This window comes from Bacillota bacterium, from assembly GCA_033549065.1.
Classification (GTDB): domain Bacteria; phylum Bacillota; class Dethiobacteria; order DTU022; family DTU022; genus JAWSUE01.
In genome coordinates this window covers 98,128-121,841 of the sequence record JAWSUE010000003.1, presented here as the reverse complement: position 1 = coordinate 121,841, position 23,714 = coordinate 98,128, and the positions used below count along the sequence as shown (strand labels likewise).

The 23,714-nt window shown below is 45.7% G+C and carries 23 protein-coding genes and 2 riboswitches; all 23 genes read left to right on the top strand.

From position 1 onward, the window contains the following. The first annotated feature begins 183 nt into the window (after nucleotides 1-183). The 23 genes from grdC (at nucleotide 184) to SCJ97_02765 (ending at nucleotide 23,683) form a co-directional block, all read left to right on the top strand. Nucleotides 184-1,620, top strand: coding sequence for a glycine/sarcosine/betaine reductase complex component C subunit beta (grdC, locus tag SCJ97_02875; protein MDW7738989.1), 1,437 nt, complete (start codon nucleotides 184-186; stop codon nucleotides 1,618-1,620). A gap of 25 nt (nucleotides 1,621-1,645) precedes the next feature. Next, complete coding sequence (grdA, locus tag SCJ97_02870) at nucleotides 1,646-2,101, top strand: glycine/sarcosine/betaine reductase complex selenoprotein A (protein ID MDW7738988.1); 456 nt, start codon at nucleotides 1,646-1,648, stop codon at nucleotides 2,099-2,101. Nucleotides 2,102-2,207: 106 nt separating this feature from the next. Continuing rightward, complete coding sequence (locus SCJ97_02865) at nucleotides 2,208-2,588, top strand: GrdX family protein (GenBank protein MDW7738987.1); 381 nt, start codon at nucleotides 2,208-2,210, stop codon at nucleotides 2,586-2,588. Between the two features lie 74 nt (nucleotides 2,589-2,662). After that, nucleotides 2,663-3,949 carry a glycine/sarcosine/betaine reductase component B subunit gene (locus SCJ97_02860; protein MDW7738986.1) on the top strand — a complete coding sequence of 429 codons (1,287 nt, stop codon included), beginning with the start codon at nucleotides 2,663-2,665 and terminating at the stop codon, nucleotides 3,947-3,949. Nucleotides 3,950-3,981: 32 nt separating this feature from the next. Then, on the top strand, nucleotides 3,982-5,301 hold the full coding sequence (grdB, locus tag SCJ97_02855) for a glycine reductase complex selenoprotein B (GenBank protein MDW7738985.1): 1,320 nt from the start codon (nucleotides 3,982-3,984) through the stop codon (nucleotides 5,299-5,301). A 70-nt stretch (nucleotides 5,302-5,371) separates the two neighbouring features. Further along, nucleotides 5,372-5,581, top strand: coding sequence for a glutaredoxin family protein (locus tag SCJ97_02850; GenBank protein MDW7738984.1), 210 nt, complete (start codon nucleotides 5,372-5,374; stop codon nucleotides 5,579-5,581). A gap of 125 nt (nucleotides 5,582-5,706) precedes the next feature. Next, nucleotides 5,707-5,808: riboswitch (glycine riboswitch) on the top strand. A gap of 3 nt (nucleotides 5,809-5,811) precedes the next feature. Next, nucleotides 5,812-5,900: riboswitch (glycine riboswitch) on the top strand. A gap of 207 nt (nucleotides 5,901-6,107) precedes the next feature. Continuing rightward, nucleotides 6,108-7,211 (top strand): glycine cleavage system aminomethyltransferase GcvT, encoded by a 1,104-nt coding sequence (gene gcvT / locus SCJ97_02845; GenBank protein MDW7738983.1) that lies wholly within the window; start codon nucleotides 6,108-6,110, stop codon nucleotides 7,209-7,211. After that, complete coding sequence (gene gcvH / locus SCJ97_02840; protein MDW7738982.1) at nucleotides 7,211-7,609, top strand: glycine cleavage system protein GcvH; 399 nt, start codon at nucleotides 7,211-7,213, stop codon at nucleotides 7,607-7,609. Before gcvT ends, gcvH begins: the two co-directional genes overlap by 1 nt. Nucleotides 7,610-7,612: 3 nt before the next feature. Further along, nucleotides 7,613-8,962 carry an aminomethyl-transferring glycine dehydrogenase subunit GcvPA gene (gene gcvPA, locus SCJ97_02835; protein MDW7738981.1) on the top strand — a complete coding sequence of 450 codons (1,350 nt, stop codon included), beginning with the start codon at nucleotides 7,613-7,615 and terminating at the stop codon, nucleotides 8,960-8,962. Then, the gene (gcvPB, locus tag SCJ97_02830) at nucleotides 8,959-10,416 is read left to right on the top strand and encodes an aminomethyl-transferring glycine dehydrogenase subunit GcvPB (GenBank protein MDW7738980.1); all 1,458 of its coding nucleotides are present in this window, start codon (nucleotides 8,959-8,961) and stop codon (nucleotides 10,414-10,416) included. The genes gcvPA and gcvPB overlap by 4 nt, the downstream gene beginning before the upstream one ends. Before the next feature lie 154 nt (nucleotides 10,417-10,570). After that, a complete protein-coding gene (ald, locus tag SCJ97_02825; protein MDW7738979.1) occupies nucleotides 10,571-11,686 on the top strand; it encodes an alanine dehydrogenase in 1,116 nt (371 codons plus the stop codon). An 84-nt stretch (nucleotides 11,687-11,770) separates the two neighbouring features. Next, nucleotides 11,771-12,646, top strand: a complete 876-nt coding sequence (locus tag SCJ97_02820; protein MDW7738978.1) for a radical SAM protein — start codon at nucleotides 11,771-11,773, stop codon at nucleotides 12,644-12,646. Continuing rightward, on the top strand, nucleotides 12,643-13,647 hold the full coding sequence (locus SCJ97_02815; protein MDW7738977.1) for a radical SAM protein: 1,005 nt from the start codon (nucleotides 12,643-12,645) through the stop codon (nucleotides 13,645-13,647). Before SCJ97_02820 ends, SCJ97_02815 begins: the two co-directional genes overlap by 4 nt. Further along, nucleotides 13,626-14,384, top strand: a complete 759-nt coding sequence (locus SCJ97_02810) for a lipoate--protein ligase family protein (protein MDW7738976.1) — start codon at nucleotides 13,626-13,628, stop codon at nucleotides 14,382-14,384. The genes SCJ97_02815 and SCJ97_02810 overlap by 22 nt, the downstream gene beginning before the upstream one ends. 84 nt (nucleotides 14,385-14,468) lie before the next feature. Beyond that, complete coding sequence (lpdA, locus tag SCJ97_02805) at nucleotides 14,469-15,875, top strand: dihydrolipoyl dehydrogenase (GenBank protein MDW7738975.1); 1,407 nt, start codon at nucleotides 14,469-14,471, stop codon at nucleotides 15,873-15,875. Then, nucleotides 15,872-16,990, top strand: a complete 1,119-nt coding sequence (locus SCJ97_02800) for an ATP-NAD kinase family protein (GenBank protein ID MDW7738974.1) — start codon at nucleotides 15,872-15,874, stop codon at nucleotides 16,988-16,990. The genes lpdA and SCJ97_02800 overlap by 4 nt, the downstream gene beginning before the upstream one ends. Nucleotides 16,991-17,099: 109 nt before the next feature. Further along, nucleotides 17,100-17,642: an NADH-quinone oxidoreductase subunit NuoE gene (gene nuoE / locus SCJ97_02795; GenBank protein MDW7738973.1), complete on the top strand. Its 543-nt coding sequence runs from the start codon at nucleotides 17,100-17,102 to the stop codon at nucleotides 17,640-17,642. 2 nt (nucleotides 17,643-17,644) lie between these two features. Further along, nucleotides 17,645-19,555 carry an NADH-ubiquinone oxidoreductase-F iron-sulfur binding region domain-containing protein gene (locus tag SCJ97_02790; protein ID MDW7738972.1) on the top strand — a complete coding sequence of 637 codons (1,911 nt, stop codon included), beginning with the start codon at nucleotides 17,645-17,647 and terminating at the stop codon, nucleotides 19,553-19,555. After that, complete coding sequence (locus tag SCJ97_02785; protein ID MDW7738971.1) at nucleotides 19,552-20,211, top strand: 2Fe-2S iron-sulfur cluster-binding protein; 660 nt, start codon at nucleotides 19,552-19,554, stop codon at nucleotides 20,209-20,211. Before SCJ97_02790 ends, SCJ97_02785 begins: the two co-directional genes overlap by 4 nt. Nucleotides 20,212-20,310: 99 nt before the next feature. Next, nucleotides 20,311-20,967 (top strand): HAD family hydrolase, encoded by a 657-nt coding sequence (locus tag SCJ97_02780; GenBank protein MDW7738970.1) that lies wholly within the window; start codon nucleotides 20,311-20,313, stop codon nucleotides 20,965-20,967. 24 nt (nucleotides 20,968-20,991) lie between these two features. Next, entirely contained in the window at nucleotides 20,992-21,702 is a 711-nt protein-coding gene (locus tag SCJ97_02775) for an MtnX-like HAD-IB family phosphatase (GenBank protein ID MDW7738969.1), read from the top strand. Between the two features lie 14 nt (nucleotides 21,703-21,716). After that, on the top strand, nucleotides 21,717-22,466 hold the full coding sequence (locus SCJ97_02770) for a Sir2 family NAD-dependent protein deacetylase (protein ID MDW7738968.1): 750 nt from the start codon (nucleotides 21,717-21,719) through the stop codon (nucleotides 22,464-22,466). A 41-nt stretch (nucleotides 22,467-22,507) separates the two neighbouring features. After that, a complete protein-coding gene (locus SCJ97_02765) occupies nucleotides 22,508-23,683 on the top strand; it encodes an alanine--glyoxylate aminotransferase family protein (protein ID MDW7738967.1) in 1,176 nt (391 codons plus the stop codon). The last annotated feature ends 31 nt before the right edge of the window (nucleotides 23,684-23,714 follow it).

Below are 23,714 nucleotides of genomic sequence, written 5' to 3'. Positions count from 1 at the left end.
AGCGGAACACCGACGGGGAAAGCCCTTTGTAAGCTAAGGAGCAATCTCTCAGGTAACAGGGACAGAGAAAAAGCCGGTTGGCTTTCTCTGTCTTTTTTGTTTTAAAGAGCAGTTAGGTCAACTTATTATGTAAAAGATATAACCGAAGTGAACAAGAAATTTATAAGGAGGTCAATAACGATTATGGGTTTTCCGATTATAAAAGGTTTTTCTTATATAATTGCACATGTGCCTGATCTTGTTGTATATGGTTCCAAGCCAACAAGAGAATTGATCAAAGATAGTACATTACGTGATAGGATCACTTCAAATCTGCGTAGTTACGATGAAGCCAAAGATTATCCTCCTCATCAGGCATTTATTGGAAATATTAAGCCTGAGGATTTATGGAATTATGAAAAACCATGGTTTAAAAACTTACTTACTGGCAGCCTTCGTACAAGTCCTTGGGGCGAAATAATGCCTGAGGATGAATTTTATGCCCTGTTAAAAATTGTAGATGAATTCGATTTGATATATTTATCCCGGGAGTTTACAGATCAGGTCAGAAATAAATATGAAAAAAATGAACTTTTCGAACCTGCGGAAATTGAACGTTTGGGTTCAGGGGTTGAGTTAGGAAAGATCGAAGAAAAGATCAAGGCAGGAGCAATGTCTTTGCAGATCGGGGGAAATACTGTCGGATGCATACAGGACGGGCACGATGAAGATGACAACCTTAAAGCTGATATCCTGTTAGAAAATTTAAGCTGTAAGGCATCAGGTGTGTTGGCGATCCGCAAAGTGATCAACTCATTGAAGTTAGATCCATCTTCAGTTGATTTTGTTATGAACTCCGGAGAAGAAGGTGTGGGAGACAGGTACCAACGAGGAGCAGGAAACCTGGCAAAAGCAATGGCTGAAAGATCTGGTTGTATTAATTGTACAGGAGCTGATATCAAGGCTTTTTGCTGCGCACCCGTGCATACGATGATAATGGCCGGCAGTCTTATTCAATCAGGAATTTTTGACAATGTAGTAGTGGTCGGAGGAGGATCGCTAGCGAAACTGGGAATGAAGATGAAGGGCCATCTGACGAATTCGATCCCAATCCTTGAAGATGTTCTCGCGGCATTCGCCATAGTTCTCGGGAAAGATGATGGGCAAAGTCCTCAAATTAGACTTGATGTAATTGGCAAACATGAAGTTGGAGCAGGCTCCTCACAACAGGCGATTTATGAATCACTTGTAAAAAAACCGCTCGACAAATTGGGGATGAAAATACCCGATATCAACAAATATGCAACAGAACTGCACAATCCTGAAATAACTGAACCTGCCGGAAGTGGAAATGTACCAAAAAATAATTACCGCATGATTGCTGGATTAGCAGTTATGCAGGGGCAGCTACCGCGCGAAGATCTGGATGAATTTGAGAAAATCCACGGAATGCCCGGCTATTCACCAACTCAAGGACATATCCCATCTTCCCTTCCGTATCTTGGCCATGCCTGCAGAGCAATTCTCCAGGGAGAAATTGATAATGCCATGTTTGTCGGAAAGGGCAGTCTCTTTCTGGCCAAAATGACAAATTTATCAGATGGGATGTCTTTCATAGTAGAGAAGAATAGTGGAAAATAAATTATTTATGAACAGGAGTGAGAATATGTTTCAAGGGAAAAAAGTCTTGTGCATTGGAGAAAGAGACGGAGTACCGGGCTCAGCGATTGCTGAATGCATAAAGACAGCAGGCGGTGAACCTGTTCTACAGCTCACACAATGCTTTGTCTGAACGGCAGCTGGAGCTATGGATCTGGAAGATCAGGGGATTATCAAAAAAACGGTTGATGAACAGAGTGATAAAGATGTTGTAATGGTTATTCTAGGTTCCCCTGATGAAAAAAGTGCGGAAATCTATGCAGAGACTGTTACAAATGGAGATCCCACTTACGCAGGTCCCTTAGCCGGAGTTTCGTTGAGACTCCCCGTGTATCACATTATTGAAGACGAGGTAAAAGAACATATCGACCCTAAAGTATATCAACAACAGGTCGGAATGATGGAGATGGTTCTTGATAAGGAAGCGATTACTAAAATCGTTAAACAAATCAGGGAAAGTTGATATCAAAGGTTGGGTGAAAGTGGCAGCAAAAAGCAGCTAAATTCACCTGCCTTGCTGAGTGGTTTAAGGTACATTACTTTAACCCGGGTTGGAAAGGTCGATTGGTATGGATTTTATGATTATGACGAACAATCCTGAAATAGCGAAATCATATCAAGACTTTAATGTGTACTGCGTTGAAGGAACTATACTACAGCTGTTTTTCAATGTGAGGGATTTAATCCACAAGGGACATCGTCTATTAATGCATCCGTTAAGTGGTAGCCTTAAACCGGGGACTATGCCGTATAAGACAATTGTTTTGACCAGTGGAAAAGCACAACTTGATTTAGAATCCCTTTATTATATTGAAAACAGTATAGAAACCTACCATAAAACAAAAACAGATTTATCTGGGATTAATGATCAAGAAATTCTTTTAGATTATGCCATGGTCGATCTATTGCACCTGCAAGCGTTCCTGGAAAGCGGTATAGTCCTGTCCTGAAAGCCCGATTGTCTTAGAAAGTTGGATGAATAACAGAATTACAGAAATAATAACTAGAGAGAGGAGGAAAATTAGTGTGCCTTGAGTTAGGGATATTAAAAATTGATGATATTGCATTTGGCGACAAAACTGAGGTTCATAGCAGGTGTCTTTATATAAACAAAATAGAATTAACAGAATTGTTGAAAGAAGATCCGAATATCGAAAATGTTGAGCTGGACCTGGCCAAACCCGGTGATGATGTAAGAATCATTCCGGTAAAAGATGTAATCGAGCCGAGAGTAAAGGTCAAAGGACCCGGAGGTGTATTTCCCGGTTTTATCAGCAAAGTTGAGAAAGTTGGTAATGGGCGGACGCATGTCCTTGCCGGTACTGCTGTAGTGACAACCGGGAAAATTGTCGGTTTCCAGGAAGGAATAATCGACATGAGTGGACCCGGAGCTGAGTATACACCATTTTCAAAAACCCTGAATCTTGTTGTTACTATCACTCCAGAAAAAGGATTAGCCCAGCACAAACATGAGCAGACAGTACGGATGGCCGGTTTAGAAGCAGCAGCATATCTAGGAAAAGCCGGGAGTAATATTGAGCCAGATCATATTGAAACTTATGATACAGGCTCTATTCTTGAGAATGCAGCAAAATATCCTGCATTGCCTAAAGTAGCCTACCTTTACATGCTCCAAACCCAGGGATTACTGCATGACACCTACGTTTACGGAGTAGATGCCAAAAGGATCATCCCTACGCTGATCAATCCAGCAGAGGTATTCGATGGCGCCATAGTAAGCGGTAACTGCGTTTCTGCCTGTGATAAAAATACTACCTTTCATCACCAGAATAACCCTGTTATTAGAGAACTATTCAAGTATCATGGTCAGGAACTATCTTTTATTGGTGTAGTAATCAGCAATGAAAATGTTACGCTTGCCGACAAAGAAAGATCTTCAAGTTATGCAGCTGGGTTGGTTAAAATGATTGGAGCCGATGGAGCTATTGTATCAGAGGAAGGTTTTGGAAATCCAGATACTGACCTTGTAATGAATTGCCGTAAGCTTGAAACCCTTGGAATTAAAACGGTTCTGATAACTGATGAATACGCCGGACGTGATGGCGCTTCTCAATCTCTTGCTGATGCGGTGCCCGAAGCTGATGCTGTCATCAGTGTCGGAAATGCCAATGAAACAATTGAACTGCCACCCCGTAAAAGAATAATTGGTGACATTAGTACTGCAGAATTGATAGCCGGTGGATTCGCCGGAGCGCTTAAAGAAGATGGCAGTTTGCAGGTCGAAATTCAGGCAATAATCGGTTCGACCAATGAGCTTGGTTTCAGCAAACTCCGCGGGGAAGGTTTTTAGAATGATCAAAACTTCAGGAGAGGAGGGGTAAAATGGTTACAGAAAAAAAATTAAGAGTAATTCATTACCTGAATCAGTTTTTTGGCCAAATTGGTGGCGAAGATATGGCCGGTACCAAGCCTCTCGTAAAGGTCGGTCCGGTAGGCCCGGGAATTGCCGTAAAGGAATCTCTTGGTGACAGGGGAGAAGTCGTTGCCACGGTCATTTGCGGCGATAACTATGTTGCTGATAATATTGAACAGGCAACCAGGGAAATTGTTAATTTGGTTAAAGAATATGAGCCCGATGCCCTTGTGGCCGGGCCGGCCTTCAACGCCGGACGCTATGGTCTAGCCTGTGGTGCTGTAGGTCAGGCTGTTAGTCAGGAGTTGAAAATACCGGTAGTAACGGGAATGTATCTTGAAAACCCTGGCGCTGAACTCTATCGTAAAGATATATACATTATCTCTACGGCCGATTCGGCTCGGGGCATGCGCGATGCCGTCCCAACAATGGTTTCCCTGCTCTATAAACTTGTTGACAAGGAGCCGGTAGGTTCTCCCTCGGATGAGGGGTACTTACCCAGGGGAATCAGGCAAAACTATTTTGCAGAAGAAACCGGTGCAGAACGTGCGGTAAAAATGTTAATTGCTAAACTTAAGGTAGAGCCTTATGTAACTGAACTGCCTATGCCCGATTTCGATCGTGTGCAACCGCAGCCTCCGATAGTTGATATGAGTAATGCGACTGTTGCATTGGTGACTTCGGGAGGAATTGTACCGAAAGGAAATCCGGACCGGATAGAATCTTCAAGTGCCTCAAAATATGGCAAATACAGCTTGGAAGGTCTGAATGACCTGACCCGGGAATCGCATGAAACAGCACATGGCGGTTATGATCCGGTGTATGCCAACCAGGATCCCGACCGGGTATTACCTCTGGATGTAATGAGGGATTTTGAATCAAAAGGAATTGTAAAGAAGCTTCATCCCTATCATTATGCAACAGTTGGTAACGGTACTTCTGTTGCAAATGCTGCCCGCTATGGTGCCGCTATTGCCGCCGACCTTGCTGAAGCAGGTGTAGATGCTGTTATACTGACTTCAACGTGAGGCACCTGTACTCGCTGCGGTGCAGCGATGGTCAAAGAGATTGAAAGGGCAGGCTTGCCGGTTGTACACATATGTACAGTCGTTCCAATATCACTTACAGTTGGAGCGAACCGGATCGTACCTGCGGTGGCAATCCCGCATCCGTTAGGAAATCCGGAATTATCAGCACCAGAAGAAAAAGAATTACGACGTTCGCTTGTCGATAAGGCATTGGTTGCACTTCAGACAGATATTCAGGAACAGACAGTTTTCGAAAAATGATTAGATTCTTTTAAAAAGGGTTTTTGTATTTTTTTTATAATTATATTGTTTAATGAAGGAGGTGTTAGTAATGCTTGAGATATATGTTAAAGACGGTTGTCCTTACTGTGAAAAACAACTTTCGGTGCTTGATCGTAAAGGAGTTGAGTATAATCTATACAACGTCAGCAAAGATCCTGAAGCTTTAAAAAAGGCCAGGGAAGATTTCAAGGCTGACAGGGTACCTGTGGTAGTTGAAAACGGGGAAGTTAAGAATATTGGGTTCGGTGGCGGAGGCTGAAAAATATAACCGCTGCCGTGTGCAGTCTGTGCTTGCACAACTCCTGAATATTAGTTATTATGTAGAAAGAGTTTTACGGATAATTAAAGTTTTAAAGATGCAATGTTTTAATTTAATAGCTGCAGATGACCCCTGTGGGAGAGTCCTGCCACGCAGGCGCCGAAGGAGCAACCTTTTAGCTGGCAGTTAAATGGGAAACTCTCAGGCTTCAGTACCATCGGGGAATGCACCTCTGGAGAGTACCCGCTAACGCGGGACACCGACGGGGAAAGCCCTTATATCAATTGTAGGAGCAATCTCTCAGGTAACAGGGACAGAGCATAAGCCGTTCGGCTTTCTCTGTCCTTTTTGTATTCGTTCTTTAACTCAGGAAGGCAAATGTCAGGGGGACGGGGTTGTTGACAATATATTTCTAAGTAATCATCAGATTTATTTCAGAGAGCATTTAATTTATTAGAATCTGGGGAGAAATAATGTGTCAGGAGAACCGTCCCCCTGACACAAAAAGAAAGGAGGATGTTAGTTTTTGAGTGAGGCAAAGAAAACACCATTTTATGAAAAACATCTGCAGTTAGAAGGGAAAATTGTTGATTACAGTGGGTGGTTTTTGCCGGTCCAGTATTCCAAGGGGCTGGTTGAAGAAGTTCATGATACCCGAAAACGGGCAACAGTATTTGACGTCTCACACATGGGGGAAGTTTTGGTGGAAGGCCCTGGTGCAGGCAGTTTTTTACAGAAAGTCCTGACCAATGATCTAAACCGGTTAAAAGATAATGCAATTATTTACAGTCCGGTTTGCTATCCTGACGGTGGAGTAGTTGATGACATTCTGGTTTATAGAATCAAAAACGATAAGTTTTTCCTGGTTGTAAATGCGGCAAATACCGATAAAGATTTTGATTGGTTCAGGGAAAATGTTACAGAAGATGTAACATTAAGAAATTTATCAGCCGAATATGCTCAGATTGCCCTGCAGGGACCAAATAGTGTTTTTATACTAGAGAAGTTAACGGACATTTCACTGGACGAAATGAAGTATTATAACTTTCTACCGGAAGTAAATGTTGCCGGTGTCAGCTGTTTGGTTTCCAGAACCGGATACACTGGCGAAGATGGGTTTGAGGTTTACTGCAGCAATGATGCTGCACCCGGCTTATGGGATGCCCTGTGGGAAGCAGGAAAAAGTTTTGAACTTAATCCGGCAGGACTGGGAGCCAGGGATGTGCTGAGACTGGAGGCGGCAATGCCTCTTTACGGGCATGAGTTGAGCAGGGAGATAACTCCACTGCAGGCCCGTCTTGAGCGGTTTGTTGTTCTCAATAAAGCTAATGAGTTTAACGGACAGAAAGCCCTGATTAAGCAGAAAGAAACCGGAATGGACAGGATGCTATACGGTCTTGAAATGCTGGAACGCGGAGTACCGCGGGAAGGTTATCCTGTAAACCACGGAGATAGTGAAATCGGCTGGATCAGCAGCGGTTCTTACTCTCCAACACTTGACAAGTTTATTGCAATGGCATTTCTGGATCCCAATGTTATTGACCAATACAGTGAAGTAAGTGTGATGATTCGTGGCCGGGCTTACCGGGCGCGGACAACAAAATTACCTTTTTACAGGAGGAAAAAATAATGAAATACAAGATTGTTGATGGTATCAGGTATACCAAGAAACATGAGTGGGCTCGTCAGGAGGGCGATACAGTTGTAGTCGGGCTAAGTGATTATGCCCAGGATAAACTGGGAGAGATTGTTTTTGTTGAGCTGCCCGATGTCGGTGCTGAAGTAGAAGTGGGTAAGGGTTCAGCCGTGATCGAGTCAGTAAAAGCTGTAGCTGATCTCTATGCCCCGGTAGATGGCACAGTAGTCGAAGTTAATGAAGAACTGCTTGACCAACCGGAGCTGATCAACTCCGATCCATATGGTGCAGGGTGGGTTTACAAAGTCGAGATAAAAGATGAAAACCAGTATGCCAGCTTAATGGATAAAGAGACTTACGAAAAATATGTGGTAGAGGAGGAGGAGAAATAACCGATGGGTGGTAAACATTATCTTCCCCTGACCGATGAGGACAGGCGTGAAATGCTTGCTGCTATCGGTGCCGGCTCGGTTGATGATCTTTTTGCCGATATTCCTGCAGAAGTCCGCTTGAAAAGGGGCCTCGAGCTTCCTCCGGCTTTATCGGAATCAGAGGTTCTCAAGCACCTGAATGGATTGGCCGCGAAAAATAAGCATTTCCAGAATTCAGTTTCATTTATGGGAGCAGGGATCTATGATCACTTTATTCCCTCAGTCATTAAGCATATAACCGGTCGCAGCGAGTTTTATACATCCTATACGCCTTATCAGCCCGAAGTCAGCCAGGGTGTTCTGCAGGCAATTTTTGAATACCAGACGATGATCTGTCAACTGACGGGGATGGATGTATCCAATGCTTCGATGTATGATGGCGGAACTGCTGTCGCCGAGGGAGCGGTTATGGGCTGTGGCGCTACCAGGCGCTCCAAAGTTCTTGTTTCCCGTTCTGTAAGCCCCTTTTACCGGGCTGTCCTGAAAAACTATTTTTACAGCCGTGGCCTTCTACTGGAGGAGATTCCTCTGAAAGAGGGCTGTACAGATAAGGACAGCCTGGAGAAAATGCTTGGTGATGACATAGCCACGGTAGTTCTTCAACAGCCTAACTTTTTTGGTCTGGTTGAAGATATGGATGACGTTGCCGATTTGATCCATGCTCATAAAGCAGTATTTGTTGTTTCCGCTGATCCGCTTTCTTTACCACTGCTGCAGGCACCTTCAGAGTACGGAGCAGATATTGTGGTCGGAGAAGGTCAGGGGCTCGGTGTCTCCGCATCTTTCGGCGGTCCGGTTCTAGGTATCATGGCAGCCCGTGATAAATTTGTCCGTCAGATGCCCGGACGTATTGCCGGTGAAACAGTTGACAGTGAAGGAAATCGGGGATTCGTGTTAACCCTGCAGACAAGGGAGCAGCATATACGGCGAGAAAAGGCAGCTTCAAATATCTGCTCGAATGAAGCCCTTGTTGCTCTCGCTGCCTCGGTTTACATGTCAACTCTAGGCCCCAAGGGCATGCGGGAAGTAGCTGAACAATGTCTGCAAAAAGCTGCATACGCGAGGGATAAAATTACTGTCCTTGATGGATATGTTACACCTTTCAGCGGAGCTTACTTCAAGGAATTTGCCGTCACCCTCCCGGGAGATCCCTGCGAATTGAACAGAAAATTGCTGGAGAAAAATATACTCGGCGGTGTAGATATATCACCATTTTATCCCGAGCTGCCAAATACAGTATTGATTGCTGTGACAGAAAACAGAAGCCGGGAAGAGATTGACACCCTGGTTCGTGAGCTGGAGGGATGGAAATGAGAAAATCTAAAAAGCTAATATTTGAAATGAGCCGTGAAGGGCGCCAGGGATATTCTTTGCCAGCCTGCGATGTTCCGGAAAAGAAAATCGATGAACTACTACCGGCTAAACTCCAGCGTAAGGAGCCCCTGGAGCTCCCCGAACTGTCAGAAGCGGAGGTTGTCCGCCACTTTACGGAACTGTCGACCCGCAACTTTGGCGTAGACACCGGTTTTTACCCCCTGGGCTCCTGTACCATGAAATATAACCCGAAGGTAAATGAAGAAGCGGCTCTTTTGCCCGGCTTTGTACTTATGCATCCCTGCCAACCGGAGGAAACTGCCCAGGGTGCACTGGAACTGCTGCACAATACGGAGAAGTGCCTGAAAGAACTGACAGGAATGGATAGATTCACCCTTCAACCGGCAGCGGGCGCTCACGGTGAATTGACGGGATTAATGATAATTCAGGCATACCACCGTAAAAGGGGCGACCACAAGAGAAATAAAGTGCTAATCCCGCTTTCAGCTCATGGCACTAACCCTGCCACTGTTAGCATGGCCGGCTATGATGTGATCCAGGTGCCCTGCGATGAGCGCGGTCTCGTCGATCTGAAAGCCTTAATAGAAGTTGTTGATGAAACCACAACTGCCCTGATGCTGACCAACCCGAGCACCCTCGGATTATTTGAAGAAGATATTATAGCCATCGCCAAGACCGTCCATGAAGCCGGAGGCTTACTCTATTATGACGGGGCAAATATGAATGCGATCATGGGTTATACCCGACCGGGCGATATGGGTTTTGATGTTGTCCACCTAAATATTCATAAAACATTTTCCACCCCCCATGGTGGTGGTGGACCAGGAGGAGGCCCGGTTGGAGTAAAAGAAAGACTGGTGCCGTTCCTACCGGTTCCACTTGTTGATAAGGCGGAAGATAAATATATTTTCAATTATGATCTGCCGGATAGTATCGGCAAGGTTCATTCTTTCTACGGAAATTTCGGGGTAGTGATCAAAGCTTACACTTACCTGCGCATGATGGGCGGGGATGGCCTGAAACAGGCTGCATCCGATGCAGTTCTCAATGCCAACTACCTGATGAACCTTTTGAAGAATACATACTATCTGCCTTATGACCGTATCTGCAAGCATGAATTTGTTCTCTCTGCAAGACCGGAAAAGAAAATGGGAGCGGGGGCGGGCGATATTGCCAAAGCTTTGCTCGACAGAGGATTCCATCCTCCAACGGTATATTTCCCATTGATCGTGGAAGAAGCCCTGATGATCGAACCGACTGATACTGAAAGTAAAGAGACTCTGGATGAATTCGCCGCTGTTATGGAACAGATTGCCAGAGATATCAACGAAGATGCTGAAAAAGTTGCCCATGGTCCTTATAAAACCGTTGTAGGACGGTTGGATGAGGTCAGGGCTGCCCGCAATCCGGTATTACGGTGGCATAAAGGGTAAGGCTGGTCAATAATGATTAAAGTCAATGGTGACGCAGGAAAGGTTTGACTCTTTCTGCTTCCCCTGCCTTCTTCTTTCGCATATAATATTTAATAGCAGAATAATCATCGGCCGATAACCTTGCTTTCAAATCATCTGAATGGAGTTGATAAAAATGATCATTGGTGTGCCCAGGGAAATAAAAAGTGATGAGAACAGGGTGGCTATCACACCCGGAGGTGTTGAAGTTTTTGTAAATTCCGGCCATAAAGTATTGATCGAAAAATTAGCAGGTGAGGGAAGCGGTTTTTCGGATGTACAGTACAAAGATGCCGGGGCAGAAATAATTGCCGAGCCGGATGATCTGTTTAGCCGATCGGAAATGATCCTGAAAGTCAAGGAACCGCAGACTTCAGAATATGCTTATTTCAGAGAAGGCCTTGTTCTCTTTACTTTCTTGCACCTGGGAGCAGCTCCAAAACTTGCTAAAGCACTGATGGAAAGTAAGGTAACGGGAATTTCCTACGATACGGTCCAGAAAGCTGACCGGTCTCTGCCCCTGTTGGCTCCAATGAGTGAGGTAGCTGGGAAAATGGCTGTCCAGGTTGGAGCTCATTACCTTGAAAAGAGAGCCGGTGGAGCCGGCGTTCTGCTTGGTGGAGTTCCCGGTGTTCCTCCTGCTCATGTGGTTGTCATCGGCGGGGGCATGGTCGGGGTAAATGCCGCTAAAGTAGCGCTCGGCATGGGTGCCAGGGTTAGCCTGCTCGACATAGACGCCAATAAACTGCGTTATCTTGATGATATATTTGGTGGTCGTATTGATACCGTGATATCTAATCACTACTGGGTCAGCAAGCTGGTTGCAGAAGCGGATCTGCTGGTTGGTGCGGTATTGATCCCCGGAGCAAAAGCTCCTCACATCGTTACTGAAGAGATGATTATGCAGATGAAACCGGGATCGGTTGTTGTCGATGTAGCAATTGATCAGGGTGGGTGTATTGAAACATGTGATATGCCGACCACGCACAGCGACCCGATCATCGAAAAACACGGTGTGATTCATTACAGCGTGGCGAACATACCGGGAGCAGTGCCGAGAACTTCCACCCTTGCTTTAACCAATGCCACACTACCCTATGCCCTGAAAATTGCAGATAAAGGCCTGGAAAATGCCATAAAAGAAGACAGTGCACTCGCCAAGGGTATGAATACATATGCCGGTAAGATTGTTCATGAGATTGTCGCCAGTTCACTGGAACTGCCTTATACTCCTATAGAAGAACTGCTTTGATTTTATAAATTCAGATGTTAGAAAATAATGGGGGACAGGTAACCTGTTCCCTTTCTCCTGAAATGATAGGTTATGGAGGGTTTAATGGTTCAGAATATAAATAGATTGGACAAGATTCTCGAACAGGCCTGGAATGTTCGTCAGGCTTTTTTCCCGGATCTAATTGAGTTTACCATTCCCGGCAAGACACTGGCTGTTAGTGTGACAGGAAGCAGGTGTGCGCTTAATTGTGCCCACTGTGGTGGACAATACCTGAAGAAGATGGTCCCTCTCGAAGAGATTATGGGAAAAAAATATAACAATGAAAGCAGCTATCTTGTATCAGGCGGATCCGACAAGAATGGCAAGGTTCCACTTTTTGACAAATGGGATCAACTGGAAAAACTCGCCGACAGGGGTTCTCTTAATCTTCATACGGGATTGGTTAATGAAGCGGAAGCGAAAAAATTATCAAAAATTGCCCGGGTAATATCTTTTGACTTCGTCGGTGACAATGAAACAATTGCTAAAGTGTACGGCCTGTCAGCTACTGTTGACGATTATCTTTCCTCATACCGTCATCTGCTTAAATATAACAGCGTGATTCCCCATATCTGCGTTGGTCTTGATTCCGGCAGAATAAACTCTGAATACAGGGCGCTGGAATTACTGAGAAACGAAGCAGTTGAAGCGATCTGCATGATTATTTTTCGTCCAACCGAAGGTACAGAATTCAGTGCAGCGGAACCCCCGTCACCGGAAGAAGTAGCCAGGTTTATAGCTACCGCCCGCCTGATGTTTCCCCGAACCCCGCTTTACCTCGGATGTATGCGTCCTGGAGGTAGTTACAGGGAAAAGGTTGATCAATATGCTGTAAAAGCCGGGGTAAACAAAATAGTATTACCGGGCCCGGAAACCAGGCGTCTGGCTGTAAATTTGGGACTCTCAATAAAAGTTTCAGAGGAGTGCTGTTCTTTATGATCCGTCTTTCAGCCGGCACCGCCGCCTGCCTGGGGCTTACCGGCATTAAAATGGATAGCTATCCTACAACTGCTTACCTGCTTTCCGGAAACCGGTGCCTGATGAAATGCGCTTTTTGCCCTCAGGGTTTGAGCAGCAGTGAAGCGCTGAATAAACTCGGCAGGGTGACATGGCCGGAGTTTACCTGGGATGAAATTGAAAAAGGTTTCAGGACTGCAGCGAAATCAGGAATCAAAAGAATCTGTCTTCAATCGGTCAGGCATAATGATGGGATTGAAACCCTGCTTGGCACAATCAGAAAAATAAAAAGTATATCTGACCTACCTCTGTCGCTGTCAGCCTGGATTAGAAATGAAGCTGAAGCTGCTGCTGTAGTTGATGCCGGTGTGGACAGATTTAGCATATCTCTTGATGTGGTTAATCCTGAAGCATTCACAAAGATCAAGGGCGGTTCATTTACTGACCGTCTTGATCTGCTTCTAAAGTTTGCCAACCTGTATAAAGGTAGAGTTAGTACACATATTATTTGCGGTTTGGGTGAGACTGAAGAGGAAACACTGGTTTTGATCGACAGATTAATCAAGGCAGGGGTAACAGTTGCCCTTTTTGCATTTGTTCCCCTTAAGGGAACCAGGTTGGAGAAGAGAGAATCACCTGAGCTCGATTCCTACCGAAGGATTCAGGCCGGACTTTACCTGCTTCTGAGGAAAAAAGTAGATATTAAGGAATTAATTTTTACTAACGGCCAGGTAGCTTCATATGGTATACCGGAAGAGAATTTAATTGGGCTTTTGTCAGATGGGAAAGCATTTCAGACGAGCGGCTGTTCCGATTGTAACCGGCCATATTACAATGAACGTCCGGGCGGAACAATTTATAATTACCATCGCCCGCTTGGTCAGGCCGAAAAAGCAGGAGAGTTAAAAGTCTTAATTGATTCAATTAATTATAGTTGTTTCTATCCGGGAGGGAAAACCAGGTGCACCACCAATGGCGTTTAATTCTCGACCCACCCATGACCGGGCTTGATAATATGCAGAAAGACATAGCGATTATGGAAGAAGTGGCATCCGGTGAATGCCCTCCCACCCTGCGTTTGTACCGTTGGTCCCCACCGACGCTCTCCATTGGATATTTTCAGGATGAAGATGAAGTGGTTAACCTCGAGGGGTGTCGGGAAAAAGGGATTGATGTAGTTCGCAGACCGACAGGCGGGCGGGCAGTCCTCCATTATCATGAATTAACTTACAGCATTGTTGTGCCTGAGATCCACCCTTTTATTAACCGGGGTGGCGTATTGGATGCCTACCGGGCAATCAGCCGCGGTATAGTTACCGCCTTCAGCTTATTGGGCATTACGGCCTCGATCACTCCGGAAAAAGAAGGTCAGGCCGGACTTGCCCCCGGTTCTTGTTTTGATACTCCGTCTGCCTATGAGATAAAGATAGACGGGAAAAAAGTAGTCGGCAGTGCTCAACTCAGGCGGGATGGCATTGTTCTGCAGCACGGCGCCATACTTTTTGAACTTCCTGCCGAATTATATTCCAGCCTGTTAAAACCGGGGAAACATCATCCTGATCATAATCCGCAAGCTGAACTTACAGAGAAGGCGGCAGGTTTGCTTGACCTTGGGTACAATGTTAGTTATGAACGAATGACAAGGGCATTAGTAAAAGGCTTTTCGATGGTTATCCCCGCAGTTTTTTCCAGTTTGAATACGTTGCTGAAAGTACAGTAATGTTGCTTATAGATCTTGAACCAATAAATATTCATTAGGATTGGTATTACCGGTGGTTTTACCGGATGAAAGGATGTGTGAATGATGAGTGAAAAATATCAGGTAGCCATCATCGGGGGTGGTCCCGGCGGATACCTTGCAGCATTAAGGGCCGGTTCACTTGGTCTCAAAACAGCAGTCATTGAAAAAGAAGCGCTTGGTGGTGTCTGCCTAAACCACGGATGTATTCCCACTAAGGTGCTTACCCATGGTGCTGCAATGTATAAGCGTATTCATAAAGCCGAAGAATTTGGTTTCAGTCTTTCAAACATTAATTTTTCTTTTAGCCGCCTTCAGGAAAAGAAAAACGCAGTTGTAGCGGAACTAACCGGTCATATCGGTGAACTTTTACAAAAAAGCAAGGTCCATGTTTACCTTGGAGCCGGTAAAGCTCTTAGCGAGAAATTAATCAGCATCAAGCTGCACAGCGGAGAGGAAATTAAAATTGAAACAGATAATATAATTCTGGCAACCGGTAGTGAAGAAATCTACCCTCCCACTCCCGGCCTTGATCTGCCTGGAGTGATCACTTCTGACCAGGCTCTGGCCCTTGAAGAACTGCCAGATACAATGGCTGTAATCGGTGGGGGAGTAATTGCCCTGGAGATGGCTTCGATATTCTCCGGTTTGGGCACCAAGGTAACCATTGTTCATCGCAGTGAACGGCTTCTACGTCGGATGGATCTCGAAATGGTCCGCCGTTTATCTACCTACCTTCGTAAGGGCGGTCTGGAGATAATGATGAACAGTCCTGTTAAACACATTGAGGCTCTTGATAACGGTTTAAGACTGATTGTTGAGAGTCGTAAGGGAGAAGAGATTGTTGAAGCAGAAAAAGTTCTGCTATCTGTTGGACGCAGGGCAGCTTTCGGTGGTCAGGATCTTCAAGGCCTGGGAGTAGCATTCAGTGATGAAGGCATTGAAGTAGATACAAGAATGGAAACAACAGTTCCCGGGATTTATGCTGTCGGTGATGCAACTGCACCTGGTTATTTCCTAGCCCACGTGGCCTATCATCAGGGAATTGTTGCTGCTGAAAATATCGCCGGGCAGGAGTCATATTTTGATGGAAGTGTAGTGCCGAATTGTTTATTTACCGATCCTGAGTTGGCCTGTGTTGGTTTAACGGAGGAGGAAGCGAAGGATAAGGGTTATAAAGATCTGAAAATCGGAAAATTCCCCTTTTCAGCCAGCGGAAAAGCAGCTACCCAGGGTGAATCCGAGGGCGCTGTAAAAATTATCGCAGCTGGTGAAGATCAAAAAGTAATTGGGGTGCATATACTCGGGCCTCATGCTTCCGATTTGATTCAGGAAGGAGCACTGGCTGTTGCTCAGGGTGTTCGTGCAGTTGAACTGGCCGAGTTGATTCATCCCCATCCGACTCTCTGTGAATCATTCTGGGAAGCGGCAATGGCCATTAATAAGACTGGTCTTCATTTTGGGCGGTTATGAAAAAATTAGGATTAATCATCAATCCAGTAGCCGGTATGGGTGGAAGGGTCGGTTTAAAAGGGACCGATGGGCCGGAAATAGTTAAAAAAGCCCTGACCCTGGGTGCGAAACCGGAATCTGCCCAAAGAGCTGTCATGGCGCTTAAAATGCTCACAGACATTCGGGAGAAGATTGAAATGATTACTTGCCCGGGCTCTATGGGAGAAGATGCAGCCCGGCAGTGTGGATTCGAGCCGTCACTGATCGAGGGTATTGATGAGCCGACTTCGGCCCGTGATACTGAAAAAGCGGCATTATCGATGAGAGAAAACGGTGTCAATTTGCTCCTTTTTGCCGGCGGAGATGGCACAGCCCGTAATATATACAATGCCCTGGGAGACAGCCCCGATTTGCCGGTAATCGGTATCCCGGCAGGGGTAAAAATACATTCTGCTGTATATGCAACCACACCGCGAAATGCCGGTGAACTGGCCAGAATGTATATGATGGATTCCGGTATTCACGTCCACCTGGCTGAAGTTATGGATATCGACGAAGAATCCTTTCGTGCAGGCAGGCTATCTGCATGCCTTTACGGATATCTTTATGTACCCAAGGCCGGAAGTTTAATGCAGCATCTGAAGGTAGGCGGGGCGGAAACTGAAGAATCGGTGCTGCTGGCGATAGCCGAACAGGTTGTCGAAAATATGGAGCAGGATGTAATCTATATCATCGGTCCCGGCTCCACGACTGTTCCGATCATGAAAAAGCTTGGCTTGGCTTATAGCCTGCTTGGAGTTGATCTGGTATTGAATGAAGAGCTACTGGCCAGAGATGCCGGAGAAAAAGATATACTGCGAATAATAAAAGGAAGAAAAACGAAAATAATCGTGACTGTAATCGGTGGCCAGGGTTATATCTTTGGTCGCGGTAACCAGCAGATCAGCTCTACGGTAATAAATCAGGCCGGGAAAGAAAATATTATTATTATTGCATCGAAGGAGAAAATTCTGGCCCTCGACAATAAACATCTTTTGGTAGATACCGGTGACGAAAAGCTGGATGAAGCACTCCGGGGTTATTACAGGATTGTAACCGGTTACAGGGAAGAGTTGATCTTCCCCGTGTCGAGTTAGCTATTTGAAGGGTTTACATAACATCTTAAAGAGTATGTCTGCTTCATTTAATCCATGAAAATATGCTATTATAGTTGCGGGATTTGAAAGAATCATACTCAATAAGGGGATGTATTCGTTGCAACTTTTAGAAGGTGAAAGAGAGCAGATCCTTGCATCTGTACAGGAAGTAATTAGTAAGAGCAGCAAAAACCGCGAAGACTTAATTCCCGTTCTTCAGAAAGTCCAGGCCAAACTAGGCTATCTTCCCGCCCTCGCCATGGAAAAGATTTCGGAGGGATTAAATATCCCGGCTGCAGATGTTTATGGTTTGGCTACATTTTATAACCAATTTCGTCTCAACCCACCGGGCAAACATCAGGTAAAAGTATGTCTTGGAACAGCCTGTTACATGGTAGGCGGGGATATAACCCTTGAATCATTCGAGCGAAGGATGAAAATAAAAGAAGGAGAAACAAGCGCTGATCGTCTATACAGCCTGGAAAGGGTAGCCTGTGTCGGTTGCTGCACATTGGCCCCGGTTGTAGTCGTAAATGAAGAAGTGGAAGGGAAAGTAACACCAACCCGGGTTGATGGAATTATGCTTACCTTTGAGGAATCCGACAAAGAAAAAGTATCAGAGCCGGAAATGCAAAAAGGGGAGGAACATTAAGAATGAATTCAATGAACCCTCTCGATATCTATCAAAGAATGGCAGATGAAGCTAAATCAAGGGAAGAAGCCAAAACTGAGAAAACCCGCATCCTAGTGGGAACTGCAACATGTGGAGTGGCTGCAGGTGCTCTGAAGGTTAGAGATGAATTTGTTAAAGGGATAGAGAAAAAAGGCCTGGATGCCGAAGTAATTGAAGTAGGCTGTATGGGGCACTGCTACGCTGAACCGATGGCGGTCATTGCCAAACCGGGTTTTCCCCCCATGTGTTACGGTAAACTTGATGATGGATTGGTTAACAGGTTGGTTGAAGATTACCTGGCAGGAGATGATCCCTGCTATGAATATGCCCTGGCCGCACTTGAACGTAATGACGTCTTTCCCACTTTTGAAGATTTTCCCCGTGGTGTGCATGAGGAAAAATTGATCCTCGGACAATGTGGTTACATAGATGCCGGGGACATTAACAGTTTCCTGGCCAGAGACGGTTACAGTGCACTGGCCAAAGCCCTTGAAGATGAACCGCTGGCTGTTTTGAATGAAGTAAAAGCAGCTAATTTAAGAGGTCGGGGAGGCGCCGGATTCCCCGCGGGTGACAAATGGGAAGCCTGCCTGAGCAGCAGCGAGAATGAGAAATATGTTATCTGTAATGCTGATGAAGGTGACCCCGGGGCATTTATGGATCGCAGTATTTTAGAGTCTGACCCTCACCTGGTTATTGAAGGGATGGTTCTTTGCGCTTATGCTATCGGTGCGCAAAAAGGTTATCTCTACATTAGAGCTGAATATCCCAGGGCTGTCAGGCATGTCCAGCAGGCAATTGATCAGGCCAGGCAGATGGGACTTTTGGGGAATGCGATACTCGGAACAAAATTTAATTTTGATCTTGAAGTATTCCAGGGATCGGGAGCATTTGTCTGTGGTGAAGCAACCGCCCTTGTTAATTCAATGGAAGGCAAAATGGGACTTCCCGAAAGCAGACCACCCAGGTTGGCTCAGAAAGGTTACCGTGGTAAGCCTACCATCCTCAATAATGTAAAAACATTTGCTTATGTGCCCCTGATAATCCGCAATGGAGCTGATTGGTTCAAGTCGATAGGAACACCGGATAGCCCGGGAACAGCTGTTTTCTCACTGGTTGGCAAAGTTGTAAATACCGGGCTGGTTGAAGTTCCCATGGGGACTACTTTACGCCAACTGATTTATGAGGTGGGTGACGGCTTGCCCAATGCTAAAGAATTTAAAGCAGTCCAGATTGGCGGACCCTCCGGTGGTTGCCTACCAGAATCGGCTCTCGATGTGCCGATTGATTTTGATTCTCTCCATGATGCGGGAGCGATCATGGGTTCCGGTGGGCTGGTAGTAATGGATCAGGACGATTGCATGGTGGCCGTTGCCCGCTACTTCCTGGAATTCACTCAGCATGAATCATGCGGAAAGTGCACTTTTTGCCGCCTGGGTACGAAGCATATGCTTGATATACTGACTGATATAACTGATGGCAAGGGCACTATGGAATCCTTGACCCTGCTTGAAGAACTGGCCGAAGATGTGCGAGACGGTTCTCTCTGTAACCTCGGACGGACAGCTCCAAACCCGGTATTGACTACGCTAAAGTATTTCCGTGATGAATATAGGGCACATATAGAGGAAGGACGCTGTCCGGCACTGGTTTGCCGGGACCTGATCCTTTACTACATAAAACCACCTAAGTGCAGCAAACTATGTAATGTTTGCGTTGGCAGCTGCCCCACAGAAGCGATTTTTACAAGGGAGGACGGCCTGAAGGAAATTGATCAGGAAAAATGTGTAAAATGCGATAACTGTTTGAAGGCTTGTCCACCTGAATACAATGCAATTGTAAAACTATCACCACCGGTCCTGCCGAAGGAAAAGGAGGGAGCGGTTAAATGAGCAGGGAAATATGGATTACTATTGATCAGAAGAAAATAAAAGCCAATGAGGGCGATAGGCTGCTCTGGGTTGCCCTGGAAAATGATATTTATATTCCACACCTCTGTGCTATTAAAGATGAAGAAAGACCAAATGCCGGCTGTCGCCTCTGTTTCGTTGAGATCGTAGGTTATAAGAATCCGGTAACTTCATGCACAAAAGTCGTCCAGGATGGGATGATTGTTAAGACCAGGAGTCCCAGGATCGACCGGCTGATTAAAACAGGTTTTGAGTTGATTTTATCTGATCACAATTTAAAGTGCCGGGAATGTCCGGCTAACAAGAACTGTGCTCTCCAGGAAATAGCAAGCAAGCGAAAGATCAAACTTCAGCAGCGTAGGTTTAAACCAATTACCAGGGAATTTGAAATTGATGAAAGCCCGGAAGTTTTTGCTTTTGACCGCAGCAGATGTGTGCTTTGCGGTCAGTGTATCTGGGCTGACCGGGAGAAAGCCAAAGTTGGGGCTATCGGTTTTACCAGGCGTGGAATAAATAGGGCGGTGACAACCTTTAAGGATATTCCTCTGGCCGAATCTATCTGCACCCAGTGTACACTCTGTGTCGATGCCTGCCCTGTAGGTGCTCTTTATTATAAAAAAGAGGTCCGGGAAGACTGAATGTTGGCCTGCATTTTTACAGCTCTCGCCAGCTATGCTATAATCACCTTACAGTCTTCTACCTGCGTAGAAGACTGATAATTTAAGGGAGACTATGATATGCCTGACTTAAAAGCAATTATTTTTGATCTTGATGGGACACTTCTGGATACTATCGAAGATCTGGCATTTTCTGTTAATGCCGTGCTGGAAAAATACGCTCTAAAAGAACATCCAGTTGATGATTACCGCTTCTTTGTCGGTGACGGGATTGACGTACTGGTTCAAAGGGCCTTTCCGGCAGATTTCATCGGGAAAAATGGTTTGACTAAGATAATTGATGAGGTCAAGGAAGAATACAGCCGACGCTGGAATGATCACACAAAACCATATGATGGCATTGTTGAGCTGCTGGAATTCCTGGAACGCAATAATATCCCAAAGGGAATTTTTTCCAATAAATTACATGAATTTGCCATTTTGACAGTAACAGAACTGCTTCCAGACTGGACATTCATCGATATTATCGGTATAAAAACGGGGACTCCAAGGAAACCTAATCCTCTGGGAGCGCTGAAAATTGCAGAAAAAATGCAGATTGACCCATCACAGATCATTTATCTTGGTGATACAGATATCGATATGACTACCGCGAAAAACGGCGGCTTTTATCCGGTCGGTGCTTTATGGGGATTCAGGCCGTCAGATGAGTTGAAGGAAGCGGGAGCCGAAGTTCTGGCTGAACATCCTTCAGTAGTTTCCGCCCTCTTTAAATAATCTTGATACTCAATGGAGAAATTTATGGAGAAAAGTGCAGCTTATCTTGTTGATTTTGACGGGACAATTACTGACAGTGATCTGACTTGTGAACTCGCCGCATATTTCGGTGGTCCTGCTTACCTGGAAGTCGAGAACCAGTATAGAAAAAGAGAAATTCCAATCCGCCTCTGGCTGGAGAAGATTGTATCTCTACTGCCTCCTGACATGGAGGAGCTGCATAAGAAAGCGCTTGAATGGGCAGGTGTCAGGCCCGGTTTTTTGGACTTTCTAAACTATGCCAGCGAGCAGAACAGCCCTGTAATTGTTGCCAGCGACGGGCTCGGTTATTATATTGAGCCTGTTCTCAGGAAATTCGGTGCATTGGCCTTTGTTGATCTTCTTTACTGCAATAACACATCTATTAATGAAAAAGGAACCCTGGAAATCATTACCCCCCATGCTCACCCTATCTGCAGGGTCTGCGGTAACTGCAAGGCGAATCATGTCTGCGATATGAAAGACGAAGGCAGACCGGTTATCTATATCGGTGATGGCAGTAATGATCGCTATGGAGCATCCTGGGCGGATCATATCTGTGCCCGGGAGGGGCTGGCTGAACACTGCCGGGAAAACAGTTTTTCCTATACACCGTGGGATGATTTTCACGATATTATTATGGTAGAAAAACCTCAGTTTCGAGACCGCTCGGAAAGGTCGCTTTGCTGTCCGAGAGGTAATGGGATAAAGGAATAAAAGGGGGGCTTCGGATGGAATACATGGAAAAGATCAATCGGCTTGCGGAGTTGATCAGGAACCATAACCGGTTTTTTGTTTTAACCGGTGCCGGAATGAGTACTGACAGCGGTATACCCGATTTTCGGTCACCCGGAACAGGACTGTGGGAAAAAGTTGATCCGATTGCCGTCTCTTCTGTTGATGTTCTCTACAGCAACCCGAGACTATTTTATGAAGCCGGATTTACCCGCTTCTCAAAAATATCGCTTGCCGAACCGAACCGTGGCCATTATATCCTGGCTCAACTTGAAGAACTTGGTTATCTCAAGGGCCTGGTTACGCAGAATATAGACGGGCTGCATGTCAAGGCCGGCTCGAAAAATGTATGGGAAGTCCACGGCCATTTACGCACTGGATACTGTGTGGGTTGTAAAAAGAAATATCCCTTTGAAGAACTTGTCCAGCAGGTTGAGCTAAAGCGTATACCGCCGGTTTGTCATAACTGTCACAGCATGCTCAGGCCGGAAGTGGTGCTTTTCGGTGATCCCATGCCCGGGTTTTTCTTTGAATTGCAGCATAAGATTGAAAGCGAATGTGACTTTATGCTGGTTGTCGGGAGCAGCCTTGTGGTTTATCCGGTAGCCGATCTGCCCCGTTTATCTGATAAATTGGCCATTATTAATCTTCAACCGACAGAGTATGATTTACATTCAGAAGTTGTTCTGCATGAAAACAGTACCAGGGCGCTGGAAGATCTGCTTTCCGTGCTTGAAGGCAGTTAATCTACCTGAATTATGATCTTCATCTAAAGGAGGCGGATTCAATGGAACTAAATAAATTACCTGAAGTATTGCTGCTTGGCCCCGGCCCAAGCCCGGTTCACAAGAGGGTGCTTGAGGCAATGAGTTGCCATACTTTAGGTCATCTTGATCCCGATTTCATGACTATTATGAATGAAACGACTGAGCTGCTGCGTTATGTGTTTGAAACGGATAACCGGATAACCTTTCCTGTATCGGGAACCGGAAGTGCCGGAATGGAGGCGGCACTGGTCAATACACTGGAACCCGGAGACAAAGCTGTTATTCTGGTGAAGGGTGTTTTCGGGGAACGTATGGCAGAGGGCGCTTCCCGCAGCGGAGCGGAAGTCATTGAAGTCAAAGCGGAATGGGGTCAGCCCGTAGAGCCTGACGCTCTGAAAAAAGCGCTTTCCGCAAACAATAAAATTAAAATGGTCGGAGTTATCCATGCCGAAACTTCAACCGGGGTAGAACAGCCACTGGAACCGCTGGCAAAGCTGGCTCATCAACACGAAGCCCTTTTCCTGGTTGATACCGTAACTTCACTTGGCGGACTGCCGGTTGCGGTCGATAAACGTGATCTTGATATTGTCTATAGCGGGGCTCAAAAGTGTTTAGGAGCGCCTCCGGGACTGGCTCCGATAACTTTTAATGAAAGAGCTCTGGCTCAATTCGAAAAGCGCAAGGCAAAAGTTCAAAGCTGGTATCTGGATCTTTCTTTTCTGACACGCTACTGGGGGGATGAAAGATTTTATCACCATACAGCCCCGATCAATATGATCTATGCTCTCTATGAAGCGCTGAAAATGATCAAAGAAGAAGGTCTGGAAAAAAGATTTCAAAGACACAGGCTCAACAGCAGCGCCCTGATCTTCGGATTAAGCACGATGGGAGTCCGGCCGGTTGTTTCAGAAGAGTACCGCTTGCCCAGCTTGCTGGCGGTATGGGTTCCGGAAGATGTTGATGATATTGAAGTAAGAAGCAGGTTGCGCCGCGAACACCTGATTGAAATCGGCGGTGGACTCGGACCACTGAAAGGAAAAATCTGGCGTATCGGCATGATGGGCAACGGTTCAAACCTGACAAATATCGAAAGACTAATCAAATCCCTCGGTAAAGTGTTAAACGAATTGGGCCATAAATGTTCAATCGAAGAAGCCCTCTCCACCTCCCAGACAAGGGGACAGGGACTTGTCTGATAACGCTAAGTCAGCACAACCAGACAGGGGG